Below are 15,516 nucleotides of genomic sequence, written 5' to 3'. Positions count from 1 at the left end.
ATGAAAGCAATGCTTCAGGTATAAAAGCGAAGCATCAAGCGAGACTGAATTGAATGCAGCGCCTGTTACTTAATTAAGTTGTTATACAAACTGTTGAGAACCTCAGCCAGTGCCAGGTTATACTCATTTACTTCAGGGGCGCTGGTTCCGTTGGTGATCACCACAAAGCCAAACTGCTCTTTTGGCTGAAAGAACATAGCGCTGTAGAGTCCGTAGGCATTGCCGGTGTGGCCCACCATGGACTTACCGGGTATCAAATTGCTTTCTGTTTTCAGCGCCAGCCCGTAGCCATTGTCGGCAATCTTCGCCTGCATTTGCCTGGCACTCTTCCTGGAGATGATCCGGGTGCCTTTGTAACTGCCCTGGTTCATGTGCATGGTCATATACCTGGCCAGGTCGGGGGCCGACATCTTCATGCCACCGGTTGGTGAGAAGATAGGAGTAGTATAGCCCATTCTGTATCTGCTGATTTCCTCCCGGCGCGGGGCATAGGCCGAGGGCGAAGGAGAGAAACTGGCGGAGTCAGGATTGTATTCATAAAGCGTCACAAAGCGGCTGGCGTCCAGGGAGTCTACCTGGTAGCCGCCGTACAGCCCGAGTGGGTTCAGGATGTGGCGTTTTACGTACTGGTCAAATCGCTCGCCGGACAGTTTTTCCAGTATGGTACCGGCCATGTTAAAGCCCAGGTTGCAGTATTCATATTTGGTGCCCGGCTCATAGTCGTTGTAGCAGGCTTCCCAGTTCGGGTTTTTGGCAGGGTCGATGGTATCGAGTGTGAAGTAGCCCTGGCTATCGTTGATGCTGGAGGTATGCGACAGCATCATCCGCAGCGTAATGACCTTCTCCGGGTACTTCGGGTTCCGCACTTTAAAACCTACGAGCTCACTCACATCATCATTCAAAGACAGCTTACCCGCCTCGATCAACTGCATCAGGGCCGTGACGGTAAATGACTTGGAGATGGAAGCGATCCTGAAAATATCGTTGTTGGTGAGTGGTGCCTGGCTTTCAACATCCTTCAGCCCAAAGGATTTGGCGTAGATGATCTCCCCCTTTTTTACGACGGCAACCGACAAGCCTACCATGTCATGCTGCTGCATGATAGCCTGTATGTCCGATTCGGTTTTCCCTTCCTGCGCCTGGCCGGACAGGGTGAAGGCAACAACAGCAAAGGTTGTAAGTGTGGCTTTCTTCCAAATGTTTTTCAGCATAGTCGTCATGGTATGTAGCTTTTAAGAAGTCTAAGATAAGCATCTATCCCGGAATATAGTATTTGTCCCATAGATTCAGGAAGAAAGGGTGACAACTCTTGTATATTTACAGCAGTATGTAGGCAGAACTGGGAACTTAGAAATAGCAAGGTATGGAGTACAGAAGATTTGGCCGCACAGGCTGGCAAGTGAGTGAAATAGGATACGGCATGTGGGGTATGGCCGGCTGGACCGGTTCGGATGACAAGCAGTCAGACCACTCGCTGGATATGGCCGTGGAAGGCGGCTGCAACTTTTTTGACACGGCCTGGGGCTACGGCAAAGGCAAAAGCGAACAGATCCTGGGTCGCCTGCTCAAGCGTAACCCGGATAAGCGCCTGTATGTGGCAACGAAGATTCCACCCAAAAACATGAAGTGGCCGTCGAAAGCATCTTACAAACTTGAAGATTGTTTCCCTGCCGAGCACATCATCTCCTATACCGAGAAAAGCCTGCAGAACCTGGGGGTGGAGACAATCGACCTGCAGCAGTTTCATGTCTGGGAAAACAGCTGGGCCGAGCAGGAGGAATGGCAGCGGGCGGTGGAGAAGTTGAAAGCCGATGGCAAAATTCAGCACATGGGGGTGAGCGTAAACCGCTGGGAACCGGACAACGTGCTTCAGACCCTGCGCACCGGCCACATCAGCAGCGTGCAGGTCATCTACAATATTTTCGACCAGGCACCGGAAGACAAGCTGTTCCCGCTTTGCCGCGAACTGGATATCGCCACCATCGCCCGTGTTCCCTTCGATGAAGGCACCCTCACCGGCACTTTCACAACTGAAACGACTTTCCCTGAAGGCGACTGGCGCAGCACCTACTTTGTGCCCGAAAACCTGCAGTCCAGTGTGGCGCATGCCGACCGCCTGAAGCCGCTTGTACCTGCCGGCATGAGCATGGCAGAGATGGCCCTGCGCTTTATTCTGAGCAATCCGGATGTGAGCACCACCATACCCGGTATGCGCAAAGCCCACCACGTGCAGGCCAACCTGCAGGCCGGTGATGGCAAAGGTCTGCCAGACGAACTGCTGGCCCAACTCAAATCACACCGCTGGGACCGGAAGCCAACAGAGTGGTCGCAGTAGGGAAGAATCACCGCTATTGACTTTACTTTTTTGTCATTTATTTTTTTGTCATCCTGTAAGGATCTTGGTTAGAGGGGTGATAAGCCTATGCCACTTGCGACCAAGATTCTTTCAGAATGACAAAAAAAGTATAATGAAACGGCCGTCACTGTAGTATACTATGAAGAGCCATAACTACTTTGTCTATATCACGACTAACCCGAGCAAGACTGTGCTCTATGTGGGTGTTACAAATGACTTGGTACATCGGCTTGAGCAACATAAGGAAAACAGAGGTAAGCCTGAGACCTTTGCAGGACGCTACTTCTGTTACAAACTTCTCTACTATGAACGCTATACCTATGTGCAGCACGCTATTGATAGAGAAAAGGAGCTAAAAAGCTGGAGTCGTGAGAAGAAAGTGGATTTGATAAAAAGTGAGAATCCATATCTGCGGTTTCTAAGAGCTGATCCTTGAATTATAGTTTCATACGCTCGCTACCAAGATCCTTACAGGATGACAAAAGTGTAGTACTCCGGATGACAAAATAGAATGAAACGACCCCGTCAGAAAATAGGCTCGGCTGAATCGACATTCAACAGCGCAGGATCAATGTCTTCACAATGATCCAGCGCCAAAGCCTGAGGTTCTACGCATTTTGTGCTATATTTCAGCTCAGATCGATATGCCTGAATATTTTATAAAATGAAAAAGACCCTGGTAGGCCTTTTATGCGCCCTCTTTGTCCTGCTTTATGCAAATGCCTTTGCGCAGGAAAGTAAAAACCAATTTGACCCTAAGAAGCTTCAGCTAAATTATGAAGTAACAGACGGAAAGTACCAGGACAAGCCGCAGACGCTGGCCGTCCTTACCCTCACCAATAACGGGAATGTCCCTTTGCCGGCAAGCGGCTGGACCCTGTATTTCCATTCTTTTCCTGCACTCAAACCCATAGCTGAAAATGCGCCTGTCAAGGTAGAGCATGTGAACGGCGATCTGCGTTACCTGGTACCGACGGACGCTTTCAAAGAGCTGGCTCCAGGGGCTTCGCAGCGCATTGAACTGCTTTCCGGCGGACAGGTCGTGAACGACTCCAGAACACCGCATGGCTTTTACCTGGTCTGGGATAACGACAAGTCGAAAGGCTATGCGACGGCACCGATCAGCGTCAAAAAGCCAGACCAGCCCTGGGTAGACTGGGTACAGGCGAAAGACATTTATGCACAAAACAAGGTCATTACCGATATCCCGGAAGAAAAGCTGACCAAGGTATTTCCGACACCGGCTGTCTACCATGAAACCGGACAGCCTTTTACGATGACCGCCACCGTGCCTATTGTAACCGATGCTGCTTTTTTGCGGGAGGCTGATTTGCTGGCTGATCACTTCGGAACTGTTTTTGGCAAAAAGCCGGTGATCAGCATGCTGGGCACGGGTAAGGCGATCCGCCTGCAGCAGAAGAAAGGGATGGGGCCGGAAGCCTACGAACTGCAGGTGAGTCCGCAGGAAGTGGTGATCGCCGCTTCTACGCCTGCTGGTGCCTTCTACGGCACCCAATCGCTGAAGACGCTGATCCCGGCGGCGGCACTGGCTAAAAACCAGACCTCCGTTTCATTGCCTGGTGTGCGTGTGTCGGATGCACCGCGATTCGGGCACCGGGCTTTTATGATGGATGTGTCCCGCAACTTTCAATCGAAGGAGCAGGTGCTGAAGGTGCTCGATATGATGGCGCTCTACAAGCTGAATGTGCTGCACTTTCACCTGAACGACGACGAAGGCTGGCGCCTGGAGATTCCTGGTCTGCCGGAACTGACGGAGGTGGGCGGCAAACGCGGCCATACCTTAGATGAAAAGAACCACCTGCAGCCATCGCTGGGCTCCGGTCCGGATGCAAATAAAACCAGCGGCAGCGGGCACTATACCAAAGCCGATTATATCGAGATTCTCAAGTATGCCACGGAGCGCCACATCAAGGTGATCCCTGAAATAGAAACGCCAGGGCACGCCCGGGCCGCTATCAAGTCGATGGATGCCCGCTATGCCCGCCTCATGCAGGAGGGAAAACCCGAGGAAGCGAAACGCTATCTGCTCCGTGACCTGGAGGATCAGTCGGTATACCGCTCCGTGCAGAACTGGAACGATAATGTGATAAATGTGGCGCTGCCCTCTACCTATACCTTCCTCGAAAAGGTGGTGGACGAGATACTGGCCATGTACCAGGAAGCCGGCGCCCCGATCCAGACCATTCACATGGGCGGCGACGAAGTGCCAAATGGCGTGTGGGAGAAATCTCCCGCTGTAAACGCTTTGATGGCGGCGAACCCAACGATAAAAGGTAAATATGACCTTTGGGATTACTACTTCGGCAAGGTGAATGACATGCTGAATGCCCGCAAGCTATACCTGTCGGGCTGGGAAGAAATCGGCTTGACAAGGGTAGAGCAGAACGGGAAGAAAGTGTATGTGCCCAACCAGGATTTCAAAGGCAAGAACTTTCATGTGGATGTCTGGAACAACCTGTGGGGCGCAGAGGACCTGGCCTACCGCATGGCGAATGCCGGTTACAAAGTCGTGCTCACCAATGCCTCCAACCTATACCTGGACCTGACTTACCAGAAAGCCTACGAAGAGCCGGGCCTGTACTGGGCCGGCTACCTCGATCTGGACAAGCCCTTCTACTTCATTCCCTTCGACTACATGAAGAACCAGAAGGTGGACACAAATAACGATCCGATCAATCCTGCGGTAGTCTATAAAGGAAAAGAGCGACTGACTGCCTTTGGCCGGTCGAACATTGTGGGTTTGCAGGCGCCGCTTTGGTCGGAGATGATCAAAACCCCGGAACGACTGGAGTACATGCTGCTGCCGAAACTGCTGGGCCTGGCCGAAAGAGCCTGGGCACCTGACCCGGCCTGGGCAACCGAGCCAAATGCCGCTAAAGGGGAGGCCGCCTACAACCAGGCATGGTCAGCTTTTGTCAATGTGCTGGGCAAACGGGAGCTCCCGCGTCTGAGCCACTATGCCGGCGGATTCCAGTACCGCATCCCAACAGCTGGGGCGGTGGTCGAAAACGGCAGAGTACTGGCCAATGTGCAGCTGCCCGGCTTCACCATCCGCTATACCACCGACGGCACAGAGCCAGGCGAAAAGAGCCCGGTATACACCGGACCGATCAGCGACAAAGGGGAGATCAAACTCAAAGTATTTTCTCCTACCGGCCGCTCCGGCCGCGTGGTAACGGTTGTGAACAAGGCGAGCTGATTATATAGTCGGTTTCGCCAGGAGAGAAGACCGCGTAAAAGGTCTGTCAGGTATACCTGGCAGACCTTTTTTTGTGGGCGTACATCCAAGAGCAGCTGCCCGCCGTTAAACTGTTCTCATATAGGTATACATTTTCATAATAAAGGCTGAAAATGAGCTTAACCTGGAATTATTCACTTCATGAAAAACAAATACTATGAAATGGCAAGGCAGAAGAAAAAGCACCAATGTAGAAGACCGTAGGGGTCAGTCAGGAGGTGGCTTTGGGGGTGGCCGGGGCATCAGCCCCATGCTGCTGATCCCTTTGTTCCGGCTCCTGTTTTCGAAAGCGGGGCTCGTGATTGTAGCCGTGATCGCGCTGTTCCTTTTTCTGACAGGCACTAACCCGCTCACGCTCCTGCAGCAGTTTGTGGGGGGCGAACCGCAATATGCCCAGACAAGCGACTACCAGCCAAGCCCGGAAGAGCAGGAGCTGGCCGAACAAACAAAAGTTGTGTTGGCAGATACCGAAGATGTCTGGAACAACATTGTGCAAGGGTACAGAGAGCCTACGCTGGTACTGTTTTCGGGGCAGGTAAACTCAGCCTGTGGTTCAGCTTCCTCAGCTTCAGGGCCGTTTTACTGTCCCGGCGATGAAAAACTGTACATAGACCTGAGTTTTTTCAGTGAAATGGAGCACAAACTGGGTGCTGGCGGTGACTTTGCACAGGCCTATGTAGTGGGCCATGAAGTAGGGCACCATGTCCAGAAACTCACGGGCGTGATGGACAAAGTAAACGCCATGCGGGGCCAGCTTTCCCAGACCGAATTCAACCAACTCATGGTTCGGGTAGAACTGCAGGCCGATTTCTATGCCGGTGTGTGGGCACACCATACCCAACGCTCCACAGGCTTTCTGGAACCTGGCGACCTGGAAGAAGCCCTGAACGCAGCCAGCGCCATTGGCGATGACCGCCTGCAGAAGCAAGCCACCGGCCGGGTAGTGCCCGACTCCTTCACGCACGGCACCTCCGCTCAACGCGTCCGCTGGTTCAGGAAAGGCTTCGTGACTGGCGATGTGCGGCAGGGCGATACCTTCAATGCGGCGGAGTTGTAGGTAGGTATAGCTATGGTAAAAATGAAAGCCTCTCCGGGAATGGAGAGGCTTTTCTGTTTGTCGTTTAAGAAGTTCCTGGCGTATTAGTTTTGCGCCCTGATGATCTCGTACTGGATGGGCTTGAAACTGTAGTTATTGGACTGCTCAGCGGAACAGGCCGTGAGACCGACGATCAAATCCATTTTGGCTTCCAGCAATACGTAGTCACCTGCCTTGCTCGTAGGAGGGGCGACCGTTAACTTCCCGTCTGCGGCAAACTGCACATTCATAAAAATGTTGAAGGCTGTCGGCACATCATCGGGCTCCAGGCCAAAAGCTGCCAGGTTGGTGTAGAGGTTCTCGAAACAACTGGGATGGTACTCCGGGTTCTGGTACATGATCTGAAAGGTCTCCGGACTGCAGGGAGCCAGCAGGAAATCGTTGCGGCCGTTTGTGTCCTCGAGTATTTCCATCATCTTGTGGCTTCTGTTGCTCCACAGGTGGTGCCCCTTCGTGATCAGAATGGTTTCCTCAAAGTCTAGCGTTTTCCCCGACGACAGTTTCTCACGCTTATCCTCAGCGTTGAAGAGCACCATGTCGCTCACCTGCTCCCCCAGCGGGTCGATCACTTTCAGTTTGTCTCCTTTGTTCAGTTTAAAGGCAGCGCCAGTTTGTTTGGCAATCGTTTCTATCATGTTGTATGTCTTTTGTTAGGTCACGTCCTTATAATTTACCCGCCAGGAAAGGGCACTTCCAGCTATCATCCACCTGGCGACCGCTGTACTGCGGTGCTTCCAGTCCTTCGCCGAAGTCGTTTAGCATCGGGTTTATGCTTCCGTCGTAGGCGGCGTCCCGGTCGCGGATCACTTTCTTCATGTTCTCATACACCCCTTTGTCGCGTAGCTGCTCAAACTGCCGGTGCAGGTTAAAAGCCATGGACGTGTAGCCCAGTGTCCTGGCTTTGCGGCTGGCATTGGGGTGCAGGCCCACCACAAAAAAAGCAGTGCCGTTGTAACTGAAGCTGAAATTCGTATCCGTTGGATTGCTGCTCACCTCCGGGTCCCAGGGAGCGGGACTGTCGTCGCTGTCGTGCAGGCGCTGTAGCTGGGCCCATAGCTTGTTTTCAAATGCCAGCTCGTCCGCAGGTTCCTCTTCCTTAAAAAAGGCCACCATGGTCATGTATTCACTTTCGGTTGCCAGGGTCTCGGCTATGTACTGTTTTAAGTCATGCCCTAACTGCCTGGTCGTTTCATCTGTGGCCATCCGGTCATACACCCCAATGCGGAGCTGTTTGGAGTTCAGGGCCGCCTTGGCACCCACGCAGGGATATTCTGTTTCGCCTACTTTCTCGGAAATGCTACTGTATATGTCTTGGAGAAGTGCACTATCGTTTGTTTCCAGGTCGTCTGGTGTAAAGTATGTTTTCGTAAGCATGTGTATCAAATAATAGTGATAAAAAGAGACAACTCCATTTGCAGGAGTAAAAGCCTCTGATTAAAACAGCTGCGGCAACGGGAAGTTTAGAAAAGCTTATTTCTGATGCTGCAAAGCTCTTTACAGCCTGTATGAGCATTTGCTCTATCCAATATGAGCCAGCGCTGCTTTGGTATCATCCTGACAGGTATGATAGATGCTTATACTCGGATGGGTTTAAAAGGGTGCTATTTTGCAGGCTTAAATTTGGGGGGAGGGGATACAGTTTAATGCGGCAGATAACAAACGCTATACCTGCTGCAGATCGTAAAGTCGCCTGTCTCAAAGCCAGCTGCCAGGGCGGCTGCCTGTACCTCCTGGCTATACCTGTCTGAGCAACTGACATGCAGGTTTCCATCATCGCATAAATTTATAGCGACAGGTATCTCTCCGTCGGCAGCGACCAGAAAAATAACGGGTACATCCCACTTTCTCGCTTGAAAGAAGAGGGGCAGCAGTCGGGGCAGATCACTGGTGTCGAGCAGGTAGTTATAGTCCTGGCTGTGCCTGCCAGCTATTCGCCTGAACAGGTTCTTTTTCCTGAAGTTTTCAAAGGGAAACTCATTCAGATTAGAGCGCAGGAAGTCCATCAGGTATAGCTGCGTCACACCGAGTGAGTGGAAGAATTTTTGCAACCGCAGTGGCAACTGCGTCACATAGTCCGGCAGGTCCGCTGCTTCGTAGGCCAATACCAGATCTGACACAATGGGGGTGTCATCCGGCTGCCAGGCTGCCCGGTGATCATAATACTGGCGGAGCACCTTCGCTTCTTCCGGTATAGTCGCATCATACATGGCGGCATAGCTACGCTGATAAGATGCTATCAGGTTGTCGGCAAAAGGGGAGGAGCGGAAGATGCTGGCGCGGCGAATGGGGTGGATCATGGAGTAGGTATACCTGAACTCAAGGCTTAAGCTGAATAGAGTTAAAGAATGTCTTTTTGTCTTCTTCACTGGCGGCATTGCCTTCTTCGAGGTACCAGCAGTCGAACAGGTATAGGGTGCGGTCTACCACGAACATGCGCTTAAAGCAGGTCATGGTACACCCTGTATGTCGCCCTTCGTCAGCTTCTCCTGGTGCGGCAACTGACTGGTCATGGCCATGAAATAAGTTCTGCTGTTGCTGGTTGCCAATATCTTCTGCCGGGCATCTTCATGCGTCTGCGGATCGAGTGGGAAGGCAACTGATATAGCCGGACTTAGTTTCGCTTCGATCCAGTCGGTTTTGACGAACACAAAGGAGGAGGCAAGAAATAGGGTGAGGAGGAGTAAAGTTGTTTTCATGGATGTAGCATCTGATGAAGGTTGTACCTGTTAAGTTAGATATTCTCAGTTAAAAGGCAATGTGAATTTTTTGCACACGAAGCACTGACCAACACCAGCGTTATTTAATTTGATTGGTATGCGGTAGCTATACCTATTCCATAAAGCACAATGTAAAATTGAAGTTAATGCCCGATTAAAAACAAAAGTCTCTCCGCACTGGGAGAGACTTTTTTCATTATAGAGCTTGTAGCAACAACTTGGTATGGCAGTGATTTAACCAGCTGTATGAACAGCATAAAGTGGCCTCAGCATACATGCTGGATTATTCTGAAGCTGCAGTAGACTCTTGCACAGGAAAGTGATTCTTCCGGAGGTTCATGCCATAGGTATAGTTTGTCGACAGGATCACATCATTGCAGTCAAAATGCTTGATTACACCATCTTTCTGCAAGGCGACCACCCAGCATGTGTTCTGATGCATGCCATAGTCGATGATGAAAATTGCCTGGCCTGTACCTAAAGGCGTTTCGACCAGTATCGTAGGTTTTAATTGAAGTATAGACATAAGGTGCGTTTCAAATTCATAGTTTTCGACACTTTAACTGATGAGTTGAACAATAGTTTATGTAAGTATCCCTAAAATTAAGACAGTTTAAAAGTAGACAGAAAAGTCATACATTTAAACTGAGAAGATGAAAAAGACAAGATTTACCGAGAGTCAGATCGTGAAAGTCCTCAAGGAGCACGAGGCGGGCCGCAAGGCCGAGGACATCTGCCGGGAGCTGGAGATCAGCCGGGCAGCCTTCTACAAGTGGAGGAGCCGCTACGGGGGCATGGAGGCCTCGGACGTGCAGCGCCTCAAAGAGCTGGAGGAGGAGAACCAGCGGCTCAAGAAGATGTTTGCCGACCTGAGCCTGGACCACGCCATCCTAAAGGAAGTGATCACAAAAAAGGGCTGGGGCCCTGGCAGCAGAAAGCCCTAGCCCAGGAGCTTGTCTCGGACTACGGCCTCTCGGTTGCCAGGGCCTGCACGCTGAGCGGTCTGTCCCGCTCGAAGTTCTACTACAAAAGCCGCCGTGATGACGCGGAAGTGATCGCGGCCCTGCAGGAGCTGGCCGCCCCTCACCCTTCCTACGGTTTCAGGAAGCTGCTGGCCTGCCTGAAAAGAGCCGGCAGGAAGTGGAACCACAAGCGGGTGTACCGGGTCTACAAACTCCTGAAGCTAAACAAGAAGAGAAGAGGCAAGCGAAGGCTGCCAGCCAGGGTAAAACAGCCCCTGGTGCAGCAAACCCAGCTTAACAGCAGCTGGAGCATGGACTTTATGAGTGACTCGCTGGCCTCGGGCAGCAAGTTCAGGACCCTGAACGTGATCGATGACTGCAACCGGAAGGCGCTCTCCATCGAGGTGGCCACCTCCATCGGGGCCAAAAGCGTGATCCGCACGCTCGAGCAGCTCATTGACTGGCGGGGAAAGCCGGCATCCATTCGGGTGGACAACGGGCCGGAGTTCACCAGCGCCGATTTCACCTTGTGGTGCGAGAAGGAAAAGATCGCGATTCAGTACACGCAGCCGGGAAAGCCGATGCAGAACGGCTATATCGAGCGATTCAACGGCAGCTACCGCAGGGAGATCCTCGACAGCTACCTGTTCTTTGACCTGGAGGAGGTCCGGGGGCTGACGCAGGAGTGGGTGGAGCATTACAACACCCAAAGGCCCCACGAGGCGCTCGGCAACCTGACGCCAAGGGAGTGGCCGCTCCAAAAAGAAAGTGGAAATATGGAAAACCTGCCCACGCTCACAGAGCCAACGCAGCAGGTTTACCACATATCCACTTCATAACAGTGGTGGCAAGTGATTTTAGAAAAGTCTACTTTTGAACTGTGCTGGTTTAGGGGTACTTACATTTAGGCCAAATTTATACCTGCCATTTTTGTACTATCGCGCAGCCTATGTTTGGGGCAATTCGGTTGGTTCATTCTCGTAGGGACAGGTCGCGACCAGTCCGAATCGTGCACTGAAATTCCCTTCCTCGGAGGGGCAGGGGTGGGTTAATCGTGCACCGGGTAAATTTGTCTGAATCAGGATTTAAGGATTTTCAGGATAGAGTTAATTATCCTTAATAACCTGACCAAGCATGAATTTCAGCGAAAATAGATTTTTGCCAGGCATCGATGGAATCTTCAACAGGTAAAGTAATGATACTGCATTCTATATCGGTTTCTATGCCTCTACTAGAACAAAGGTACTTCCCGTTTTTAAACCCTTTCTCTCCACCAGGATAAACCAACGCAACTCTTTTTGCATGGTAATATTGGTGATATACATACAATTGCCTTAGATCATCAGGGGAAGGGTTGTAACCGTTCAGGTTCTTCCATTTGGTATCCAGTACCAGACAGTCAGGCTGATCCTTGTTGATAACTATATCAGGTTTGATCTTGCTTCGGCTTCCATGAGCCGGCTTCCAGAAATACTTGTGCACCTGATCGTGTAAGGTATAGCTTAGGTTTGCTTTACAGAAACCTTTGCGCAGACTCACGTACACGAAGCGCTCCCAAAGCATGTTCATGTCAAACATCAGGGCCAGTACGTGGTTTTGGCCTTTGCTCACATCCGGATGGTAATTTAACAGCAGCATTCGAGCAATCTCCAGCGCTTTGCTGTAGCTTTCTGTTTTCCGGTTAAGTGTGATTTTCTCAAACGTGACTTCTGATACTTTCAGATCTTGCTGCTCTGGGAAGTTTAACAGCAGAGAACCGATTTTACTATTAAGCGCGGTATTGGTATTGATCTGCTTTAGCAGCAGAAGGGTCTTGTATAGGATCTGGTGGAGTTGGTGCTGCACATCGTAGGTGGTGTGGCGCACATAAAATCGCTCCTGATGAACCAGGTTTTTTTGGATGTGTTGTGCGAACTGAATACTGCCTTTGAGTGCTGTTGCATTACTTTCTATTTTGCGATATTTCTTCACAAGACCGCGATGCAGCAGATACTCTATTTCCTGCAGGTATAGCGCAAAGTACAGGTCCAGAATAGAGTTGGAGCGCAGGCTTAGGTCGCTGCTGGTCGGAGCCTGTATGTTAAAAAGCCCGACTGCTTTGAGCATACCGATCAGCATACCGTGCCACTGAGTAACGCTGTCGTTTTTGTCTGCTTTAGGGAGCACCTCAATCGTTAGGTTCCCAACCTGTAACACACCTACATACTCCGTAAACCTGACACCTTTGTGGATCAGGGTATAGTAGGGGACACCTTCCTCACCATGGAAAGCCTGTAGGGCATGCAATTGATTATCGGTGAGACGTTTCTTTGGCTCACCTTTATGTGCCCAGAGACTGCTATGCTCAAATACCCGCAGAGGGTTTTCCTGTTCAAGCATATGTCTACTTCATTAACTTCTCCAGAGCCGATTTAAAGTCATCGTCTGACAGTCGGTCTTTACCTATTAGTTCGGCTAAATGGTATACCTGTTTTTCAGATAGACCAGCAGGATCGTAATTGCCGAAAGAGGCAAATATATCAGCCTCTTCAACTTTATCCAGTTCCTTGAAAAAGCCCTCACCCAGCACCAAGCCTATCTTGCCGTAGTCGCCGTAGAAATACTCCTGCAGCAGCGGAATGATCTTGTTCTGGAAAGCAGCTCGTAGGTTATCGGTGTTCTCAACGCAGAGGAAATAACTATGCCCGATCAGGTTGTCTTTGCCCAATAGCTTCTCGATTCTACGGTTTATTTTCTTAAGGATGTCAGCCAGTTTGTAGCCTTCCACTTCCTGCTGAAGCCCTTCCAGATCATACCTTGGTGGCATTTCAACAAAGCTGAAGCGGCGGCGCAGGGCAGTGTCCAAAGCCTCTACACTACGGTCGGCAGTATTCATGGTGCCGATGATGTATAGGTTGGCTGGTACACCAAACTTCTCTTTGCTGTAGGGGAGGGTGACTTCCAGTTGTTCGTCTTTACCAAGGCGCTTGTCTTCTTCGATTAGTGTGATGAGTTCGCCGAAAATTTGGGACACATTGCCGCGGTTTATTTCGTCGATGATCAGAACGTAAGGTTTTACTGTTTCATCACTCAGGCTGCCTTTTACTAAATTTCTATGCTTCTCCAGATGTTTAATAATCTCCCTTACATAGGTAGGATTATAAACACCATCAAATGATCCAGATTCATAAGCTTTACGGACATTTAATATGTTAACGGGGTACCAAGGCTTATCTTTTACACTGTTGTGAGGCTGCACATAGAAGACATTTGTACCCCTATAAACCACATCAAAGGTTGATGCCTTAGAAGTAATGGTTAATGGCTCTTTTCCATCAGCTTCTGAGATTTCCTTTTTGAAAGCCTCAATGACTTCCTCAAAGTTTCCAGAAGAAGGTCTGGCCTTATTACAAATAGATTTGAAGATCCCTTCTTCGATTTCATACAGCAATTTCTCGTTCTCTGACTTTGGTTTTATACCTTCGATAAAGTCTTCATAGCTCATGCTTTGATGGAATGTGGTAAACATGATCTGACCATCGGCTACTCTTCTCTCAAAGATCCTCTTAATTGCAGTCCTCTCTATATTGTCCGTTTTCTCCCCTAAGATTTCTAATGCCAAGTTGATGGTGTTGAAGGTTTTTCCGGTACCCGGAGGGCCAAAGAGAATTTGATTTAAAAGCATAGGAGACTTATTCTTATTTGCTTTAATAGCAGTATCCTTTACTGTAAAAAGCAATTGGGTTGGATCAAAGTTGAAAAAAGTCGCTCTGTATTCTTTATCGAATACAGCCTTCCTAAAGGCTGTATTATCATACTCTTTAGGATCGGTTTTATTGTTTCTTTCTATCTCAAAGTCGACAGCTTCAGTAATAGCATTAATATGTTGCTGAACAATTTGGGCAATGTTATTCTTAAAATAAGCTGCATTCGCACCACCTGTAAAAGCTTCTTTCTCTATGCCAGGAATATTGTAATCTTCTGGTGCAATGAAAGAAAATTTATTATTTTTTAAATTAAGGCAATACCTCCTGCCGACCTGAAAACTCAGCTGTTTTGAGGCTGTACTGAACACAAGGTTATCTTCATTTAGTAATGAAAGCTCCTCTATTATTTGATCTAATGCATTGAAATAGGTATTAAGGTTCTCTAGAGATAACTTTCTAATTCTATCTTTGAATTCAGCTTCATCTTCTGAGAGTTCTTCATATATGGTTTCATTTAAAGCTTGCCACTGTGGGATAATTAGGTTCAAGCTTTTTAAATAATCTTCCAAAGTAGAGTATCGATTGTCAATTTGAGTGAAGCCATTCCCTGAAAGTCTATGACCTTTATATAGTCCTCCACTGTATCCGTCTTTATCAACTCTGAAGAATAATTGATATGCATCTTGTACACTTGGTGCCTTTTCAGGAATAAGAGCCATCCACACTAAATCATCACCATAGTTTTGAGAACCATCAAAATCAACTATATGAATTTGTGTGTCTGTGATTGAGTTATGATCAATTAATTCTTCAGCAAACTTGTGTAGAGCTTTCTTAGTCTGTTCTTTTTCTGTTCTGGTGTAGAAAAAGGGGAATAAAATTCTAAAAGAGTCTTTCCACTGAGGAAACATACCACGATCACTCTTCTTATAGCTTTGCATACTTTGTTTATATGCTGCGGGTAAGTCGTAATACTCTGAAATGTCACGACGCTCAATGGCGGCTTTCATTTTTTGTATAGCATCATTATCTACTCTTTTACCATTGAGTAGGCTTTGAGCAATAAGGAATCGTAACAATATAACTGGTTTGAAGTCTTTTACAGGCTGCCATCCATAAACCAACTCAATAAGAATGTCAGGCTCAATCTTATTGAGCTCTTCAAATATGATTTTAGAATCACGTAGTTTATTAAGTACTCTACTTTTCTCAATAAGATTCTCTACGGTCATATTGCTCTATTTTAGAAGTTAAGGAATTTAGTACTCAAACGAGTTGATTAAGCTTTCCATGGTAGACCAGAATAATTATCTTTTGCTTACTCAAGTCGGGTTAAGCAATTCTAAAAATAGTCTTTGATATTTATATGATCTTCTTCATCTATGATATGATCTAACTCTGTCTACAGATTGATAGTTGCCCAGCCGTATTTGAACAAGA

General features: G+C 48.9%; 14 protein-coding genes. 5 read left to right on the top strand and 9 right to left on the bottom strand.

The genetic code is table 11. The features are described 5' to 3' along the window. Nucleotides 1–65: 65 nt before the first annotated feature. A complete protein-coding gene (locus BW972_RS10090) occupies nucleotides 66–1,211 on the bottom strand; it encodes a serine hydrolase domain-containing protein (RefSeq protein ID WP_076421999.1) in 1,146 nt (381 codons plus the stop codon). Nucleotides 1,212–1,363: 152 nt separating this feature from the next. Here BW972_RS10090 and BW972_RS10085 point away from each other — a divergent pair, with 152 nt between their 5' ends. The 4 genes from BW972_RS10085 (at nucleotide 1,364) to ypfJ (ending at nucleotide 6,672) form a co-directional block, all read left to right on the top strand. Beyond that, nucleotides 1,364–2,335, top strand: coding sequence for an aldo/keto reductase (locus BW972_RS10085; protein ID WP_076421998.1), 972 nt, complete (start codon nucleotides 1,364–1,366; stop codon nucleotides 2,333–2,335). A 160-nt stretch (nucleotides 2,336–2,495) separates the two neighbouring features. Then, the gene (locus BW972_RS10080; protein ID WP_076421997.1) at nucleotides 2,496–2,792 is read left to right on the top strand and encodes a GIY-YIG nuclease family protein; all 297 of its coding nucleotides are present in this window, start codon (nucleotides 2,496–2,498) and stop codon (nucleotides 2,790–2,792) included. Between the two features lie 228 nt (nucleotides 2,793–3,020). Next, nucleotides 3,021–5,576 (top strand): family 20 glycosylhydrolase, encoded by a 2,556-nt coding sequence (locus tag BW972_RS10075; protein ID WP_076421996.1) that lies wholly within the window; start codon nucleotides 3,021–3,023, stop codon nucleotides 5,574–5,576. 196 nt (nucleotides 5,577–5,772) lie between these two features. Further along, nucleotides 5,773–6,672, top strand: a complete 900-nt coding sequence (gene ypfJ / locus BW972_RS10070) for a KPN_02809 family neutral zinc metallopeptidase (RefSeq protein ID WP_076421995.1) — start codon at nucleotides 5,773–5,775, stop codon at nucleotides 6,670–6,672. Nucleotides 6,673–6,755: 83 nt separating this feature from the next. Here the strand turns inward: ypfJ and BW972_RS10065 are convergent, their stop codons facing one another. From BW972_RS10065 to BW972_RS10045, 6 genes are all read right to left on the bottom strand, one after another. Beyond that, nucleotides 6,756–7,346 (bottom strand): DUF1989 domain-containing protein, encoded by a 591-nt coding sequence (locus tag BW972_RS10065; protein ID WP_076421994.1) that lies wholly within the window; start codon nucleotides 7,344–7,346, stop codon nucleotides 6,756–6,758. Between the two features lie 28 nt (nucleotides 7,347–7,374). Then, a complete protein-coding gene (gene gntA, locus BW972_RS10060; RefSeq protein ID WP_076421993.1) occupies nucleotides 7,375–8,085 on the bottom strand; it encodes a guanitoxin biosynthesis heme-dependent pre-guanitoxin N-hydroxylase GntA in 711 nt (236 codons plus the stop codon). 266 nt (nucleotides 8,086–8,351) lie between these two features. Then, a complete protein-coding gene (locus BW972_RS10055; protein WP_076421992.1) occupies nucleotides 8,352–9,008 on the bottom strand; it encodes a hypothetical protein in 657 nt (218 codons plus the stop codon). Between the two features lie 19 nt (nucleotides 9,009–9,027). Then, a complete protein-coding gene (locus BW972_RS20130; RefSeq protein WP_262502657.1) occupies nucleotides 9,028–9,162 on the bottom strand; it encodes a hypothetical protein in 135 nt (44 codons plus the stop codon). Then, on the bottom strand, nucleotides 9,159–9,407 hold the full coding sequence (locus tag BW972_RS10050; RefSeq protein ID WP_076421991.1) for a hypothetical protein: 249 nt from the start codon (nucleotides 9,405–9,407) through the stop codon (nucleotides 9,159–9,161). Before BW972_RS10050 ends, BW972_RS20130 begins: the two co-directional genes overlap by 4 nt. Before the next feature lie 304 nt (nucleotides 9,408–9,711). After that, the gene (locus BW972_RS10045; protein ID WP_076421990.1) at nucleotides 9,712–9,954 is read right to left on the bottom strand and encodes a hypothetical protein; all 243 of its coding nucleotides are present in this window, start codon (nucleotides 9,952–9,954) and stop codon (nucleotides 9,712–9,714) included. Nucleotides 9,955–10,081: 127 nt separating this feature from the next. Between BW972_RS10045 and BW972_RS10035 the strand changes: the two genes are divergently transcribed. Continuing rightward, nucleotides 10,082–11,229 (top strand): IS3 family transposase gene (locus tag BW972_RS10035; protein WP_394333662.1). Its coding sequence is split into 2 segments (ribosomal slippage): nucleotides 10,082–10,367 and nucleotides 10,367–11,229, totalling 1,149 coding nucleotides; the frame shifts between segments, so codons are not numbered across the junction. Between the two features lie 277 nt (nucleotides 11,230–11,506). Here BW972_RS10035 and BW972_RS10030 read toward each other — a convergent pair. Continuing rightward, nucleotides 11,507–12,769: an McrC family protein gene (locus tag BW972_RS10030; protein WP_076421988.1), complete on the bottom strand. Its 1,263-nt coding sequence runs from the start codon at nucleotides 12,767–12,769 to the stop codon at nucleotides 11,507–11,509. 4 nt (nucleotides 12,770–12,773) lie between these two features. Beyond that, nucleotides 12,774–15,308, bottom strand: coding sequence for an McrB family protein (locus tag BW972_RS10025; protein WP_076421987.1), 2,535 nt, complete (start codon nucleotides 15,306–15,308; stop codon nucleotides 12,774–12,776). Nucleotides 15,309–15,516: the final 208 nt, after the last annotated feature.

The organism is Pontibacter lucknowensis (assembly GCF_900156415.1).
Taxonomy (GTDB): Bacteria; Bacteroidota; Bacteroidia; order Cytophagales; family Hymenobacteraceae; genus Pontibacter; species Pontibacter lucknowensis.
Note: the sequence above shows the minus strand (reverse complement) of the source record. Positions and strands in the feature narration are given on the sequence as shown.